At 73.4% G+C, this 16,841-nt stretch carries 11 protein-coding genes; 6 read left to right on the top strand and 5 right to left on the bottom strand.

Annotated features, from left to right (window positions below; genetic code table 11):
* Window positions 1-86: 86 nt before the first annotated feature.
* The 3 genes from OKX07_RS17095 to OKX07_RS17085 form a co-directional block, all read right to left on the bottom strand.
* Complete coding sequence (locus tag OKX07_RS17095) at window positions 87-1,172, bottom strand: hypothetical protein (protein ID WP_265629190.1); 1,086 nt, start codon at window positions 1,170-1,172, stop codon at window positions 87-89.
* A 110-nt stretch (window positions 1,173-1,282) separates the two neighbouring features.
* Window positions 1,283-1,684 carry a hypothetical protein gene (locus OKX07_RS17090; RefSeq protein ID WP_265629189.1) on the bottom strand — a complete coding sequence of 134 codons (402 nt, stop codon included), beginning with the start codon at window positions 1,682-1,684 and terminating at the stop codon, window positions 1,283-1,285.
* 138 nt (window positions 1,685-1,822) lie between these two features.
* Entirely contained in the window at window positions 1,823-4,141 is a 2,319-nt protein-coding gene (locus OKX07_RS17085) for a cellulose binding domain-containing protein (RefSeq protein WP_265629188.1), read from the bottom strand.
* A 401-nt stretch (window positions 4,142-4,542) separates the two neighbouring features.
* Here OKX07_RS17085 and OKX07_RS17080 point away from each other — a divergent pair, with 401 nt between their 5' ends.
* The 5 genes from OKX07_RS17080 (at window position 4,543) to OKX07_RS17060 (ending at window position 10,722) form a co-directional block, all read left to right on the top strand.
* Window positions 4,543-5,589, top strand: coding sequence for a LacI family DNA-binding transcriptional regulator (locus OKX07_RS17080; RefSeq protein WP_265629187.1), 1,047 nt, complete (start codon window positions 4,543-4,545; stop codon window positions 5,587-5,589).
* A 321-nt stretch (window positions 5,590-5,910) separates the two neighbouring features.
* A complete protein-coding gene (locus OKX07_RS17075; protein ID WP_265629186.1) occupies window positions 5,911-6,912 on the top strand; it encodes an ABC transporter substrate-binding protein in 1,002 nt (333 codons plus the stop codon).
* Window positions 6,913-7,061: 149 nt separating this feature from the next.
* Window positions 7,062-8,567: a sugar ABC transporter ATP-binding protein gene (locus tag OKX07_RS17070; RefSeq protein WP_265629185.1), complete on the top strand. Its 1,506-nt coding sequence runs from the start codon at window positions 7,062-7,064 to the stop codon at window positions 8,565-8,567.
* Window positions 8,564-9,676: an ABC transporter permease gene (locus OKX07_RS17065; protein ID WP_265629184.1), complete on the top strand. Its 1,113-nt coding sequence runs from the start codon at window positions 8,564-8,566 to the stop codon at window positions 9,674-9,676. Before OKX07_RS17070 ends, OKX07_RS17065 begins: the two co-directional genes overlap by 4 nt.
* On the top strand, window positions 9,673-10,722 hold the full coding sequence (locus tag OKX07_RS17060) for an ABC transporter permease subunit (RefSeq protein ID WP_265629183.1): 1,050 nt from the start codon (window positions 9,673-9,675) through the stop codon (window positions 10,720-10,722). Before OKX07_RS17065 ends, OKX07_RS17060 begins: the two co-directional genes overlap by 4 nt.
* Window positions 10,723-10,888: 166 nt before the next feature.
* Here the strand turns inward: OKX07_RS17060 and OKX07_RS17055 are convergent, their stop codons facing one another.
* Together OKX07_RS17055 and OKX07_RS17050 are read right to left on the bottom strand one after the other, a co-directional pair.
* Window positions 10,889-13,075 carry a YhgE/Pip family protein gene (locus OKX07_RS17055; protein WP_265629182.1) on the bottom strand — a complete coding sequence of 729 codons (2,187 nt, stop codon included), beginning with the start codon at window positions 13,073-13,075 and terminating at the stop codon, window positions 10,889-10,891.
* Window positions 13,076-13,098: 23 nt separating this feature from the next.
* The gene (locus OKX07_RS17050; protein ID WP_265629181.1) at window positions 13,099-15,894 is read right to left on the bottom strand and encodes an MMPL family transporter; all 2,796 of its coding nucleotides are present in this window, start codon (window positions 15,892-15,894) and stop codon (window positions 13,099-13,101) included.
* A gap of 155 nt (window positions 15,895-16,049) precedes the next feature.
* On the opposite strand from OKX07_RS17050, the gene OKX07_RS17045 reads away from it, so the two are divergent.
* Window positions 16,050-16,736, top strand: coding sequence for a TetR/AcrR family transcriptional regulator (locus OKX07_RS17045; protein WP_265629180.1), 687 nt, complete (start codon window positions 16,050-16,052; stop codon window positions 16,734-16,736).
* Window positions 16,737-16,841 lie beyond the last annotated feature (105 nt).

Genomic DNA, 16,841 nt, shown 5'->3' with positions numbered 1-16,841 from the left:
GGTACCGCACGAGTGCGGGGGTCGTTTCCCCCGCACTCGAGGTGCTTCCCCCGCACTCGACGGGGTGGTGGGGGTGCGGGGTGGTGTCAGATCGACGCGATCGTCCACCAGGTGGAGGGGTCGGGGCTGAACGTCGTGGTCGGGTGCGCGGTGCCGCCGCGCAGCAGGGCGCCCGTCGCGTCGTGGACCAGCCGGACGCGCGAGCCCTGGCGCCACGGGCCGCCGCCGTCGACGACGACGCGCCAGGTGTCGGTCGCCGCGCCGCCGGGCGTGACGGCGAGGGTCGGGGTGCCGTCGACGAGCGCGAGCGTGTCGCGACCCCCGCGGCGGGCGTCGGTCGCGACGAGCCGGACCCGCGCGCCCTCGCCCAGCAGGCCCGGGTCGTCCCCGGACGTCGGCACCCACGTCGTCGCGCCCGTCGCGTGCAGTGCCGGCTCGCCGTCGCCGACGACCAGGAGGCGGCCCGTCGCGACGTGCACGAGGGCCAGGGGCGTGCCCGCGCGCACGCGCGCCGTCGGACGTCGTGACGCGCTCGGCAGCGGCGGGGGCGTGCGGGGCGCGTAGGCGTGGTGGAAGAACCCGCGCCACAGGCGGCCGTTGCTCGCGCGCCAGCCGTCGGCGGTCTCGACCAGGGTGACCTCACGCCCCGGGGTGTTCGGGTCGAGCAGCGCCAGGACGACGTCCCCGGTGGCGGTGTCGCGCGTGAAGCCCGTCGCGACGACCTGGTGGTTGTCGCCCGACCGCACCGGGTTGCGCGCGACGACCATGCCCAGCACGACCGGCCGTCCGCGGGTCAGTGCCCGCAGGATGCCGGGCAGCTCACGGCGGGTGCGGGTGCGGACGCCGGCCACGGGCCCGAGGTCGGCGTCCGGCAGGACCGACCACCCGACGAACCGCAGCGCCGAGAGCGACCGGAACGAGTCGAGCTGGCGCGACCGGAGGTGGTCGGCGACGAGGTGCCCGTCGGGGGGCACGCGGCCGGGCGCGAACAGGCCCGCGGGCCAGGACGGCACGTCCCGCCCCGCGCGCGCGTGGTCGAGCATCGAGTACGCCATGCCGCCGCACAGGCCGGCGGTGCGCAGCGGCGTGCCGTTCGGCAGCGTGACGAGCACGTTGACGAACCTGTTGGCGAACGCGTACCCGGCCCGCGTCGGGTCGATCCTGTCTGCCACCGTCGCGCCTCCCGTCGCACACCCTCACACAGGAGCGCGCGACCGCGCCGCACGTACGTGCCCCGAGCGGCGCACCGGGGTGGGGCGGACTCACCGCCCCACCCGTGCGGTCAGGCGGACTGGTCGAGCGCCTCGGCGAGCGCGCGGGCGCGGGGCGTCGCGAAGGCCTTGGGCTCGCGCACGACCGTGGGCATGTAGTCCTGGTACTCCTGCGGCTGGGCCGCGAGGTACGAGCCGGACTTCGTGTACGCGAGCAGGAGGCAGACGGCGGACGTGTCCGCGTCCCCGTCCTCGTCGAGCGCGAACTCGAGCGCGGCGATCGCCTCGAGGTCGTCGGCGTCGAACGCCGCGACGACGTCGGTGATCGGGTTGCGGAAGTAGCGGAACCCCGTGACGACCTTCTCGTTGGTCGGCGTGTAGATCAGGTCGGTGAAGACCATCATGCGCTTCTTGGTGGTGAAGGTCTGGGGCTGGTTCTTGAGCCACTGGCTGAGCTCGACGATCTCGGGCACGGGTGTCCGCCTCCGCAGGAACAGGGTCCCTCGACGATCGAGGGGCGAGTCCGCACGGTAGTGAACGCAGCGGGTGCCACGGGGGCGGTCGACGGCGGAAGGTTCCGCCGTCGACCCCACCCCAGGCCGGTGGGCCCGTCAGCGGACGTAGATCGGGGGCTGCGCCGGGGGCGTGAACGGGTCACCCAGGAAGAACGACGGGTGCGGGGGCTGGTTGTAGGCGGTGTTCTGCCAGGCCAGCGCCACGCGGTACATCGCGTCGTGCAGCAGGGTCGGCACCCGGTGCGACGTGGTGACGGGCGTCGCGTAGATCCGCAGCGCGCCCTCGTCGGACCGCGCCCAGATCACCTCTTCGCGCCAGTCGCCGAGGATGTCGCCCGAGAGCACCGGCGTCGCCTTGGTGCCGTTGTTCGCCCGCACGCCCGCGCCGGTGAGCAGGCGTGCGTCCCCTCCGGTGCCGTACTTGTCGATCTTCGTCTGGTCGAGCAGCTCGCGGACCGGGTCGCCGTCCCACCAGGCCAGGAAGTTCGCGGACGACGGCTTGCGGCCCACGGACGCACCGGTGGCGGCGTTGCGCAGGTCCGCCTCGGCCGACGACCACGCCTCGGCGCCCGGGCTCCCCGCGTGGACGTCGGCCGCGACGCCGCGGCCGTTGTCGGAGCCGCTGGCGCTGCGCCACAGCGTCTGGCCGGTGCGGGCGTCGGCCACCCACATGTTCGGCTGGTTGGTCGCCTCGGTGACCTTGAAGTACTCGAGCCCCGGGCGCGACGGCACGAGGTCGCCCACGTGCCCGGCGTCGCCGTGGCCCGTGCCGTTGACCCACAGGCCGCGGCCGTTGTCGTCGATCGTCGACGCGCCGTAGACGATCTCGTCGCGCCCGTCGCCGTCGACGTCGGCGATCGACAGCGAGTGGTTGCCCTGCCCGGCGTAGGCGGAGTTGCCGGCCGTCGAGCTGTTCGAGTCGAACGTCCAGCGCCGCGTCAGCTGCCCGTCGCGGTAGTCCCAGGCGGCGACGACCGTGCGCGTGTAATAGCCGCGGGCCATGACGATCGACGGCCGCTGCCCGTCGAGGTAGGCGGTCCCGGCGAGGAAACGGTCGACGCGGTTGCCGTAGCTGTCGCCCCAGCTCGAGACCGTCCCGCGGGGCGGCACGTAGTCCGTCGTCGCGCCGATCGCGCCCGTGTCCCCGCGGAAGACCGTGAAGTACTCCGGCCCGCCCAGCACGTAGCCCTCACCGTTGCGGTGGTCGGCGTTCGCGTTGCCGATGACCTGCCCGGTGCCCGACCGCGTGCCGTCGGCCGTCTTGACCGCGACCTCGGCCTTGCCGTCGCCGTCGTAGTCGTAGACCTGGAACTGCGTGTAGTGCGCGCCGGCGCGGATGTTGCGGCCCAGGTCGATGCGCCACAGCCGCGTGCCGTCGAGCCGCAGCCCGTCGAGGTAGACGTTGCCGGTGACGCCGGCCTGGCTGTTGTCCTTGGCGTTCGACGGGTCCCACTTCAGGACGACGTCGAGGTCCCCGTCGCCGTCGAGGTCGCCGACGGACCCGTCGTTGATGACGTGGTCGGACGACGGCCGCTGCAGCGGGACGTCGAGGTAGCCGTCGGCGAACGTGAGGGACGTGGGCGACGCGGCCTGCTCGGTGCCGCCCACGACGGCCCGCACGGTGTACCGGGCGCCCGCGGGGGCGCCGTTGTCGAGGTGGTTGGTCGAGCCCGTGACCGGCGACGACGTGATGCGCGTGCCGTCGCGGTACACGTGGAACCCGGTGCCGCGGTCCTCGTACCCGAGCAGGCGCCACTGCACGAGGTTGCCGTTGCCGGACCGCACGGAGATCAGTCCCCGGTCGAGGTCCTCGAGCTGGCGGGCCCCGGCCGTGGGGGTCGTGGGCACGGGGTTCGGCACGACGGTGGCGGTCGGGGTCGGGCTGGGGGTCGGGCTCGCGGTGGGGCTGGGCGTCGGGCTGGGCGTCGGGCTCGCGCTGGGCGTGGGGGTCGCCGTCGGCGTCGGGCTGGGGGTCGGCGACGGCGTGGCGGTGGGGGACGACGTGGGCGCGACGGCGCCCGTGCACGTCGTGCCGTTGACCGCGAACGACGTCGGGACGGGGTTGCTGCTCCCCGACGCGCCGTTGAACCCGAACGCGATCGTCCCGCCGGTGCCGACGGTGCCGTTCCAGCCGGCGTTGGTGACGCTGACCCGCGCACCGGACTGCGTGGCGGTCCCGTTCCACGCCTGCTGGACGCTCTGGCCCGCGGTGAAGTCCCACGTCACCGTCCACCCCGACAGCGCGTCGCCCAGGTTGTCGACGCGCACGTCGGCGCCGAACCCGCCCGGCCACTGGCTGGTGACCGTGTAGGTGGCTCTGCAGCCGACGGCGGCGGAGGCCACCGGCGCGGTCACGAGCCCGGCCACGGCGGCTGCTGCCACCGCGGCGAGCGCTGCCGTCGTGCGTCGCTGCATGGTCTCGACCCTTCGCCGTGCCGTCCGCGTCCGCGTCCCGGAGCGTCGCGCCGGGGTCCGTGGGTGAGCCACGGCCGGCCCGGCGTCGTCGACGTTAGGGGCGAAGCGCTTCCGGCACCGCATGTGAAGCGATTTGCTCCCGCCCGCGGCCGCGACCTGGAGCGACACCGCCGCGCACGGGCGTGACGGAGGCCCGCGGCACGGGACGAATCGGTTCACGTCGGGCGGGGCGAGTACGTCCTCCTGCGTGCCTATCCGGGCTACTGTGCGAGGAGCGGCTCACGGTGGAGCCCCGTGCGGGTCGTCGACCAAATGGAGGTGAGCGCCGTGACTGCCGCCTCTCCTGCGTGCCCGGCGTCGGCGCGCGGTCCGCGCCCAGCCCGTGCGCGCGTGGTCGCGTGGTGAACGCCCGGCCACGGCCGCCGGCGATCACGGACGTCGCGAGCGTCGCCGGCGTGTCCTACCAGACCGTGTCGCGGGTCATCAACGACCACCCGAACGTCGCCACGGACACCCGCCAGCGTGTCCTGAACGCGATGCAGCAGCTCGGGTACCGGCGCAACATCGCCGCGCGAGCCCTCAAGACGCGACGCTCCGGCGTGTTCGGCGTCGTCTCCTCGGGGTCCCACCTGTTCGGTCCGACGCGCACGCTCGTGTCGATCGAGCAGGCGGCGCGGGCCAAGGGCCTGTTCGTGTCGCTGGCGACCGTGGACCTGCAGCACAAGGACGAGGTCACGGCCGCGATCGAGCACCTGCTGGACCAGGGCGTCGACGGCATCGTCGTCGTGGCGTCGCACGACCAGGCGGCCGCGGCGGTCCTGGAGTCCAAGACGCAGGTGCCGGTGGTCGTCGCCGGTCGGGCTGCCGGGGAGCACGCGCTCGCGGTCGCGATCGACCAGGAGGCGGGCGCGAAGGTCGCCACCCAGCACCTGCTCGACCTGGGCCACCGCGACGTGCTGCACCTGGCCGGGCCGGCGCCGTGGGTCGACGCACGGGCGCGCGCGGTCGGCTTCCGCGAGACGATGGCGGCGGCCGGGCTGGCCCCCCGCACCCTGTGGGCCGACGACTGGAGCGCCGAGGTCGGGTACCTCGCGGGCCAGGAGCTCGTGGCGCGGGTGCGCCGGCGGCGCTCGACCCTGCCGACCGCGATCTTCGCGGCCAACGACCTGCTCGCGCTCGGCATGATGCACGCGCTCGCGGACGCGCGGCTGAAGGTGCCGCACGACGTGTCCGTCGTCGGGTACGACGACGGGGACGGGTCCGCGCACTTCGTGCCACCGCTGACGACGGTCGCGCAGGAGCTCGAGGAGCTGGGTTACCGCTGCGTCGAGCTGCTGCTCGCGGCCCGCGACGGCATCGCGACGTCGTCGTCGGTGTCCGTCTCGCCGCGGCTGCTGGTGCGCGAGAGCACCGCGCGGCCCCGGGACCCGGCGCGCGTGCTGCTCTGAGCAGGTCGCCCGTCCGGGTGGTGAGCGGGCGATCGGGTGGCGCGGCGGGGTGCAGATGGCCATTGCGCCGACGGTCGCGCTGCGGGAACCTGGGGGGTCTGCTTTGTGACGATACTGCAGGTGGGAGGCACGATCGGATGTGATCGCTCACACGGAGCGCGCCCCCGCGCCGGTTTTCGCCTGTGGCCTGCGGTGACGCTCGTGATCGAACCGCAACCTGGGTGCGTTGACGTCCTCCTTGAGAACGTTCACACTCATCTGCGTCACGCATCCCTGGACGGTCGACGAGGACGTCGGCCGCGCTGCTCGAGGAGGAGTTGCATGAAGGGCATCAACCGCGCGCGTACCGGTATGGCCGGTCTCGTCGCGACGTTCACGGTCCTGGCCCTCGCGGCCTGTGGTGGCGGTTCGGACACGTCCGGCGACGCCGGCGACGGGGGCAGCGAGGACAGCGGCAGCAGCAGTGAGCTCATCCGCGTCGGCTTCTCGCAGCTCGGCGCCGAGTCCGGCTGGCGCACCGCCAACACCGAGTCCGTCAAGGAGAGCCTGTCGGAGGAGGCAGGTTTCGACCTGACGTTCGTCGACGCGCAGCAGAAGCAGGAGAACCAGATCAAGGCGCTGCGCGACTTCATCGCGCAGGACGTCGACGTCATCGCCTTCTCCCCGGTCATCGAGACCGGCTGGGACGAGGTCCTGCAGGAGATCAAGGACTCGGGCATCCCCGTCGTGCTCGTCGACCGCACGGTCGACACCACCGTCGAGGACCCGTTCGTCACCTGGATCGGGGCCGACTTCACGCAGGAGGGCACCACCGCCGGCGAGTGGGTCAAGGAGAACGCGCCCGACGCCAAGATCTTCGAGCTGCAGGGCACGCTCGGCTCCGGTGCGCAGGTCGACCGTGAGGAGGGCTTCGGCGAGGTCGTCGGGGACCAGATCATCGGCAAGGCGTCGGGCAACTTCACGCGCGCCGAGGGCAAGACGGCCGTCGAGGCCGCCCTGCAGGCGTACCCCGACATGACCATGATCTTCACGCACAACGACGACATGGGCCTGGGCGCCATCGAGGCCATCGAGGCCGCGGGCAAGGTCCCCGGCGAGGACATCCAGATCGTGTCCGTCGACGGTGTCCGTGACGGGCTGCAGGCGCTCGTCGACAAGAAGTTCAACTACGTCGTCGAGTGCAACCCGGTCTTCGGCGACCAGCTGGCCGAGCTGATCCAGCAGGTCTACGACGGCGAGGACGTGCCGAAGGAGACCATCGTCATCGACGAGGCGTTCGACCAGACGATCACGCAGGCCGACGTGGACGCCCGCGCGTACTGACGCACGAGCGCCGACCGGGCGGTCGGCACCCGCCGACCGCCCGGTCGTCACGTCCGCAAGGAAGGACACCGATGTCCGCACCACACCCCGTCCCCGCCGAGGGTGCCCCCGCCGATCGAGCCCCCGCCGATCGTGCTCCGGTCGTCCGGATGACCGGCATCTCCATCGCGTTCCCCGGCGTCAAGGCCCTCGACGACGTCCCCTTCCGGCTGTTCCCGGGTGAGGTGCACGCGCTCATGGGGGAGAACGGCGCCGGCAAGTCGACGCTCATCAAGGCCCTCACCGGCGTCTACTCGATCGACTCCGGTCGGATCGAGGTCGACGGTCAGGACCTGCGGTTCGACGGTCCCAGCCAGGCGCAGGCCGCCGGCATCTCGACCGTCTACCAGGAGGTCAACCTCTGCGCGAACCTCACGGTGGCCGAGAACGTCATGCTCGGCCACGAGGTGCGCCGCGGACCGTTCATCAACTGGCGGGCCACCCGCCGCCGGGCCGCCGAGTTCCTCGCGCGTCTCAACCTCGACATCGACCCGCGCTCGATGCTGTCCTCGCACACGATCGCCGTCCAGCAGCTGTGCGCGATCGCGCGTGCGCTCGTCGTCGACGCCAAGGTGCTCATCCTCGACGAGCCCACGTCGAGCCTCGACAAGGCCGAGGTCGCCGAGCTGTTCCGCGTCGTGCGCCGGCTCAAGGACGACGGGGTCGCGATCCTGTTCGTCTCGCACTTCCTCGACCAGATCTACGAGATCTCCGACCGCCTGACCGTGCTGCGCAACGGGCAGTTCGTCGGTGAGCACCTCGTCGCCGACCTGCCCCGCCGTGCGCTGATCGCCGCGATGATCGGCAAGTCGGGCGAGGCGCTCGCGGGCATCGAGGAGAAGGCGCGCTCGACCATCACGATCCACTCCGAGCGCGAGACGCCGTTCCTCACGGCCATCGGCCTGGGCAAGGCCGGGTCGATCCAGCCGTTCGACGTCAACCTCTACGCCGGGGAGATCCTCGGCGTCGCCGGCCTGCTCGGTTCCGGACGCACCGAGATGGCGCGGCTGCTCTCGGGCGCCGACCGGGCCGACACGGGCGAGGTCCGCGTGCAGAGCACGCTCACCAAGCTGACGTCGCCGCTCGGCGCGATCGAGCGGGGCATCGCGTACTCGACCGAGGACCGCAAGAAGGAGGGCATCGTCGGGGACCTCACCGTCCGCGAGAACATCGCCCTCGCGCTCCAGGCCCGGCGCGGCACCTGGCGACCCCTGCCCCGCCGCCAGCTCGACGACGTCGTCGCGAAGTACATCACCGCGCTGCAGATCACCCCGGCCAACCCGAACGCGCTCATTCGCAACCTGTCGGGCGGCAACCAGCAGAAGGTGCTGCTCGCGCGGTGGCTCGCGACGGCCCCGCGCCTGCTCATCCTCGACGAGCCGACCCGCGGCATCGACGTCGGCGCCAAGGCCGAGATCCAGAAGCTCGTCACCGAGCTCGCCCAGGACGGCATGTCCGTCGTGTTCATCTCCTCCGAGCTCGAGGAGGTCCTGCGCCTGAGCCAGCGGCTCGTCGTCATGCGGGACCGCGCCAAGGTCGACGACCTCGTCAACACCGACGACGTCACGACCGCCACGATCCTCGAGACCATCGCCGAGAGCGGAGCCCACGCATGACCCCGACCCTCCCCGCGGCGACACCGGCGACGTCCCGCGGCGCCGCGATCGTGAGTGAGGTCACCCACCACGGTCTGTTCTGGCCGGTCCTCGCCCTGATCGCGCTGCTGCTGGCGTGCGGCGTCATGAGCCCCGGGTTCCTCGACGTCACGGTCCGCGACGGCCACCTGTTCGGCCAGCTCGTCGACCTGCTGCGCAACAGCGCCACACCGCTGCTGCTCGCGCTCGGCATGTGCCTGGTCATCGCGACCGGCGGCATCGACCTGTCCGTCGGCGCGGTCATGGCCATCGGCCTGGCGGTGTCGCTGACGTACCTCGACAACGCGCCCGACCCGGGAGACGTCGGCACCGTCCTGGTGGCCGTGCTGCTCGGGCTGGTCGTCGGTGCGCTCGGCGGGGCGTTCAACGGGGCCATGGTCGCCGGGCTCGGGATCCAGCCGTTCATCGCGACGATGATCCTCATGGTCGCCGGGCGCGGCATCGCGATGCTCATCACGCAGGGCCAGATCACCACCGTGACCAGCGCACCGTTCAAGACGATCGGGTCCGGGTTCGTCCTGGGCATCCCGACGCCGGTCATCATCGCGGTCGCGGCGTTCGTCCTCGTGGCGCTCGTCGTGCGACGCACCGCGCTGGGCATGTTCCTGGAGTCGATCGGCATCAACCGCGAGGCCAGCCGCCTCGCGGGCGTCCAGGCGCGGCGCACCACGTGGACCGTCTACGTCATCGCGGGCGTGCTCGCGGCGCTCGCGGGCCTGGTCTACGGGGCGCCCACGATGGCGGCCGACGCCAACAACATCGGCCTGATGAAGGAGCTGGACGCGATCATGGTCGTCGTCCTCGGCGGCACCAAGCTCGACGGCGGGCGGTTCTACCTGGGCGGGCTGCTGGTCGGCGCGATGCTGCTGAGCACGCTCGAGCGGGCCGTCATCATCTTCCAGCTGCCCTCGCAGACGACCCCGCTGTTCAAGGCGATCGTGCTCATCGCGGTGTGCGTGGCCGCGTCGCCCACGCTGCGCGCGATGCTGCGCGGCCGACGACGGGCCGACCGCTCCGACGCCCCGGCTGCCCCCGTCGAGACGACGAGCGCCATGGAGGTGACGGCATGAGCACCGACGAGATGGTCAAGCCCGACTCCGCCGTGGTGGCCGTCGCGCACCGCGCACGCCGCGCGCTGCGAGGCCTCGACCGGCGCTTCCTGCCCGTGCTGGGCACGGTGCTGACGCTCCTGGTGATGCTGGGCGTCGGGCAGCAGCGGTACTCCACCGAGCGCGTCGACTTCGTCAGCATGAAGCTGCTGTCGAACCTGCTGGTCGACAACTCCTACCTGCTGGTGCTGGCCGTCGGCATGACGTTCGTCATCCTCACCGGCGGCATCGACCTGTCCGTGGGGGCAGTCGTCGCGCTCGTCGGCCTGTCGATCGCGGAGATGTTCACCGCCGGCCTGCCGCTGCCGGTCGTGCTGATCGTGGGCGTGCTGATCGGCACGTCGTGCGGGCTGCTCATCGGTGTGATGGTGCAGATGTTCGACATCCAACCCTTCATCGCGTCGCTCGCCGTGATGTTCCTCGCGCGCGGGCTCGCCAACGTCATCAGCGTCAACTCCCTGAAGATCGACGACGAGGGCTTCTCGGCGCTCGCCGCGTGGAGCTTGAAGTTCGGTGAGGGCCGCGAGCTGTGGCGCATCAACGCGAGCATGCTCATCGCGCTGACCGTCCTGCTCATCGCGTTCGTGGTGCTGCACTACACGCGGTTCGGCCGGTCCGTGTACGGGCTCGGGGCGGGCGACGGGGGCGCGGCGGTCAACCTCATGGGCCTGCGGCCCGCGCGCACGCGCGTGTGGGTGTACGTCATCTCCGGCACCTGCGCGGGCATCGCGGGCGTGCTGTTCGCGCTCTACACGAAGTCGGGGTTCAACCTCACCGGCATCGGCATGGAGCTCGACGCCATCGCGGCCGTCGTCATCGGCGGCACGCTGCTGTCCGGCGGCGTGGGCTTCGTGCTCGGCACCGGCGCCGGGGTCCTGGTGTACGGGCTGATCCAGGTGCTCATCGCCCGCGAGGGCCTCGACTCGTGGTGGACGCGCGTCTTCATCGGCGTCGTCCTGCTCGCGTTCGTCATCCTCCAGCGGGTGCTGACGGTCCGTCGTCGCTGATCGGACAGGGGCTGGATCGCCCTCTCACGCGCAGGTAGCGAGCTGGATCGCCCTGCACCCCAAGCGCGAGAGGGCGATCCAGCCCCACCCCACCCACCCCCAGGGTCGCGAGAGAGCAATCCAGCACCCCCATCGGGGCGCCAGAGGCGATCCAGCCCCTGCCGCCTCAGGCGTAGGCGGCGAGGGTGCGGGTGCCGACGGCCTGGCGGGCGCGGGTCGCCGCACCTGCGGTCGCCAGGACGCTCGCGGCCACCCACAGGACGAGGGCGACGATCGCGCCCCCGAGCGACGCGGGGGACTCCCCGACGACCGCACCGAGCGCGTCCGCGGTGGCGCCGAGCGGCAGCCAGTCGACCGACGTGCCGACCCAGGCCGGCACCGTCGCGGCCAGGCCGGCGACGAGGAACGCGAAGCCCGCGACCACGGCGACCACGCGGCCGGCGGTGCCGAACCAGGCGGCGACGGCCTGGTGGAACGCGGCCAGCGCGACCGCGGCCACCGCACCGACGACCGCGAGGCCGACGGTCCGCCCTGCGCCCTGGTCGGTGATCCCGCCCGCGACGGCGCCGACCGCGGCACCCGCGACCACGGAGAGCAGCGCCGGCAGCGCGAGAGCCCCGGCGGCCTGCGCGAGCGCCGACCGCGTCGACCCGGCGACGCGCACGGGCAGCGGCCGCATGACGAGGAACAGCACGAGCGCGCCGATCCAGAGCGCGACCGCGACGAGCGTCGACACCGGGCCCAGCGGCCCGGAGACGGTCGAGGTCGGGGCCGCGACGGGCGAGGTCACGACCTGGGCCAGGTTCGCGCGCTCGTCGGCGGGCGTCGTCGGGAGCTGCTCGACGGCCTGGCCGAGCCCGGTGCCGAGCTCCGCGGACCCGTCGGCGAGCTGCGCCGCACCGTCGTCGGTCTGTCGGACGCCGTCGGCGAGCTGCGCCGTGCCGTCGGCGAGCTGGGACGCGCCGCCGTCGAGCTGGGCGATGCCGGCCGCGAGCTGCGAGGACCCGCTCGCGACCTGCGTCGCGCCGTCGGCCAGGTCCGCGGCGCCGTCCGCGAGCCCGGACGTGCCGGCAGCGAGCTGGTCCAGCCCGTCGGCGAGCAGACCCGCGCCTCCCGAGAGCTGCTGCGTCCCGGTGTCGACCTGCGCGGCCCCCGCGGCGAGCTGCTGCAGGCCGACGACGAGGCCGGGGTTCTGGGCGGTGCCGTCACCGGTCACCGCTGCGCCGACCCCGCGGGCGAGCGCGTCCGCACCGTTCACGAGGGAGTCTGCGGTGGTCGGCTCGAGCTGCGCCTCCAGCGCGGCCACCTGGCCGAGCGCGATCGCGCACGTCGTGCTGTCGTCCGGGGACGTGCACGCGTTGACCGAGACGAGGAGCTGCGCGGTCGAGAGCATCTCGGTGATGAGCTGCCGGGTCCCCGCGGCGATGCCGTCCGCGCCCGCCGCCAGCGCCGGCAGCCCGGCCGCCGGGTCGCTGATCTGCGCCGAGGTCTGTGCCAGACCGCCCGCGAGCTGCGTCGTCCCCGACGTCAGCGTCGTCGCGCCGTTCGCGAGCTCCCGCGCTCCCGACGCGGACTGTCCGGCGCCCCCGGCGAGCTGCTGCGCGCCGTCCGCCAGCGTGCGTGCGCCGCCGGCGATCTGCGACGTCCCGCCCGCGAGCTTGTTCGCGCCGTCCGCGACGGCCGCGACGCCGCTCGACAGCTGCGTCGCGCCGCCCGCGAGCCCGTCCGCGCCCGTCGTGAGCAGCCCGGTGCCGTCGGACAGGGCCCGGACCCCGTCGGCCAGCTGCGTGGCGCCGTCGGCGGCGTCGCCGAGCTGCTCGCTGAGGGTCGAGAAGCCGACGAGCACGTTCTCGACGTACGTGCTGGTCAGCTGGTTGCCGAGGACACGGGTCGCGGTCGTCGCGACCGTGGAGGCGACGACCTGGTCGACCGCCGTCGCCCCGCGGGGCGACGCGATGTCCACGGTCGCCTGCTCGGCGGTGCCGTCGCCGGCCGCGAACGACGTCGCGGCGGCGGAGAAGTTCTCCGGGATCGTCACGACGGCCGCGTACGTGCCGTCGGCGAGACCGGCGGTGGCGTCGGCCTCGTCGGTGACGACCCAGTCGTAGTTGGCGGCGTCGTCCGAGCCCTCGACGAGGGCGCCGGCGAGCTGCCGCCCGAGCGGCGTGTACTGCCCCTCGAGCGTCACGGGCTCGTCCTGGTTGACGACGGCGGCCTGCACGCGGGCCAGGCCGTCGGCGGGCGCCCACGACGCCGCGAGCAGCACGACGACGAGCGCGAGGGGCGCTGCGAGGGCGACGACGACGGCGGGCCACCGCCGGACGGACGGGCTGGTCAGCGAGGTGCGGGACATCGGCTGCGGTCCTTCCTGCGCGGTCACGCGAGGACGCCGGTGTGCGGCGCGAGGGTGGTCACGGGGGTGCCGGCAGGCACCAGGTCGTCGGTGTCGGCGGTGCCGACGACGCCGAGCAGGAGGGTCGTCCCCGCGTCGGCGGCGCGGGCGAGGGTGCGGGCGACGTGCGCACGCATCTGCGGGTCGGTGACGAGGTCGACACGGTCGACCGCGAGGACCGCGGGCCGCTCGGCGACCGCGGCGACGAGCGCGTCGACGCCCTCCGCCCGCAGGTCGACGTACCCGACGCGGCGACGCACGGCCGCGGCGCGCACGGGCAGCAGGTACCCGTCGACCTTGAGGTCGCCGCCCGCGGGGGTGAGCCGGCCGGCGACGGTGAGCAGCAGCGCGGCCACGCGCGCCGGCTCGTCGTTGCGCGCGACCAGGGCCTCGCCCCGACGCACGGCGAGGTTCACGACGTCGCTGCCGTCGGCGACCGCGAGGCGCAGGTCCCGCGCGGCGACGACGACGTCGGGGTCGCCCGGCCACGACGCGAGGCCGAGCTCGCGGTGCAGCGCCTCGCCCTCGACGTCGAACGACGGCAGCACACGCGCCAGGCCGCGCGGCATCCACCACGCGCGGTCGCCGAGGATCTGCATGACGGCCGGCACGAGCGTCATGCGGACGACGAACGCGTCGACCGCGACGCCCACGGCCAGACCCAGCGCGATGGGTTTGATGCTCGAGTCCCCCTCGGGGACGAACGCGAAGAACACCGCGACCATGATGATGGCGGCCGCGGTGACGACCTTCGCGGAGCCGACGAAGCCCGTGACGATGGACGCGCGGGCGTTGCCGGAGTGCACGTAGTCCTCGCGCATGCGGGACACGAGGAACACCTCGTAGTCCATCGCCAGGCCGAAGAGCACGCCCATGAGGACGATCGGCATGAACGAGATGATCGGCCCGAGCCGCGACACGTGCAGCAGGTCGGCGCCGATGCCGTGCTCGAACACGCTGGCGACCACGCCGAACGCGGCGGCGACCGACAGCAGGTAGCCGAGCGTGGCCTTCAGCGGCACGGCGATCGAGCGGAACACCATGGTCAGCAGGACGAGCGAGAGCCCGACGACGAACACCGCGAACGGCAGCAGCGCCGCGCCGAGCTTGGCGGACACGTCGATGCCGACGGCGGTGAAGCCCGTGACGGACAGGTCGAACCCGTGCTCGGCGAGGATCTGCGGCCGCAGGTCGCGGATCGCGCGGACGAGCTCGGCGGTCGCGGGGTCGGTCGGGCCGGTCGTCGGGACGACCTGCACGATGCCGGTGTCGATGGAGGCGTTCGGCGTGGCCAGCGGCACGTCCTCGACCCCCGGCAGGCCCCGCAGCTCGTCGGCGACGTCCTCCATGAGCTGCAGCGGGTCGTCGCTGGTGACGATGCTGCCGGTGATCACGAGCGGGCCGTTGGCGCCGGCCCCGAAGTGCTCGGAGATGCGGTCGTAGGTGATGCGCTGCGACGAGCCGACGGGCTGCACGCCCGCGTCGGGCAGGGCGAGCCGCAGGTCCAGCGCGGGGAACGCGAGCGCGGCGAGCGCGCCGACGGTGACGACCACCGTGATCCACGGGCGCGCGGTCGCGAGCCGGACCCAGCCCGCGAAGAAGCGGTTGTGGTGCGCGGGCAGGTCCCAGTCGTCGCCGCCGGTCGGGCCGGACGTCGTCGCGGCCGACCCGGACCCGGTGGCGGCACGCGCGGCGACCCGCTGCGCGGGGTCCGGCTGCGCGGCGGCCGCACGACGGGCGCGTCGGGACGGGCGCGCACGCAGCCGGTCGCCGGCGACGCCCAGCATCGCGGGCACGAGCGTGATCGACACGAGCACGGCCACGCCGACGGCGGCGGCACCCGCGACGCCCATCGTCGTGAGGAAGGGGATGCCGGCCACGCCCAGGCCGACCAGGGCGATCATCACGGTCAGGCCCGCGAAGATGACGGCCGAGCCCGCGGTCGCGTTGGCGCGCGCCGCGGCCTCCTGCGGGGGCAGGCCGGTGGACAGCATCTCGCGGTAGCGGGAGACGATGAACAGGGCGTAGTCGATGCCGACGGCCAGGCCCAGCATCAGGGAGAGCAGCGGGGTGGTGCTGGTGACCGACGTGAACGCGGCGGCGACGAAGACGAGCAGCGTCGACAGGCCGACCCCGAGCAGGGCGTTGAGCAGCGGCATGCCCGCGGCGGCGAACGACCCGAGCGTGACGATCAGCACGACGAACGCGACGGCCACGCCGAGCGCCTCGGTGATGGTCAGGCCGGGGAACTCCTGCGCGTAGAGCTGCCCGCCGATCGTCGCCTCGTACCCCTCGGGCAGGGCGGCGTCGAGGTCGTCGACGACGGCGCGCAGGCCGTCCTTGATCTCGTCGCCCATGGCGACGCCCTCACCCTCGAGGGACAGCGTGATCAGCGCGGCCTGGCCGTCGTCGCTGACGGCCGACGCGCCGGGCGTCTCGGTGTCGAACGGGGAGACGGCCGAGGTGACGACCTCGACGTCCAGGAGCTCCGCGATCGCTTCGTCGACGGCCGCGACGACGTCGGGCTGGTCGACCTGCGCGCCGTCCTCGCCGACGACCAGGACCTGCGCGGACGTGCCGGCGGCCTCCGGGAACGTCGCGGAGAGCCGGTCGAGCGCCGCCTGCGACTCGGTGCCGGGGATCGTCACGGAGTTGTCGAGCGTGCCGCCGAGCAGGCCCGCACCGGCGCCGACGAGGACCAGGGCTGCCAACCAGGCGCCGATGACGGCGCGCCGACGCGCGAACGCGGCACGGCCGAGGCGGTAGAGCGCAGAGGACACAGCCTGCTCCAGGTTCGGTGGGGTGGGGAGGACGGCGGCGTCCGGGCGCCGCACGACAGCACGGCCTCGATACAGGACTGTATGCGATACAGGGCTGTATCGGTAGCGGTAGGCTCAGTGAGCGGACGCACGGACCGGCGGCGAGGAGGCGCACGATGAGCGGGACCAGCACGACGGACGCCGTCGCCGACCCCACGGTCTCCCGGCGCCGCCAGCACACACGCGAGCGGCTGCTCGACGCGGCCTTCGACCTGTTCGCCGACGAGGGCGTCGACGCGACGTCCATCGAGGCCGTCTGCGAGCGCGCAGGTTTCACCCGCGGCGCCTTCTACTCGAACTTCGAGAGCAAGTACGCCCTGCTGCTCGCCCTCGCGGCCCGCGAGCACCGCCGCCGCCTGCACGAGCTGCGTGGCGCCCTGGCCGTCGCGCAGGGCGAGTGCGCGCAGGACGAGGGCACGCGGGACGTCGGCATGGACCTCGCCGCGATCACCGGGTTCCTCGAGCTCCTGCTCGAGCGCATCTCCGACGACCGCCGCTGGCGCGTCATCAACGCCGAGCTGACGCTGCTGGCCATGCGCCAGCCCGAGGTCGCGCAGCACTACCGCGACCTGGACCGCCAGATGACCGACGAGGTCGCCGACGAGATCGAGCGGCTCATGCCCACGCTCGGCCGCCGCCTCGTGCTGCCCGCGCGCCAGGTGATGCGCGTGCTCACCGCCGGCTACCTGGCCGACCTGCACGCGGCGGACCTCTCCGGGGACCCGCACCCCGCCGCCCGCGCCCGCGAGGACGCCGCCACGTGGCTCCCGGTCGTCGCCGACCGCCTCACCACCCCCCTCTGACCCACCCCCACCCCCCGGTGAGAGAGCAATCCAGTCGCGTGTAGTTGCTGGATTGCGCTCTCACGCCCGTGGGTGGTGGCGCCGCCCCCCTTCGTGGGGCGAGAG

Origin of the sequence: Cellulomonas sp. S1-8 (assembly GCF_026184235.1) — a bacterium.
GTDB lineage: Bacteria > Actinomycetota > Actinomycetes > Actinomycetales > Cellulomonadaceae > Cellulomonas.
This window is presented reverse-complemented; position numbering and strand designations above follow the sequence as displayed.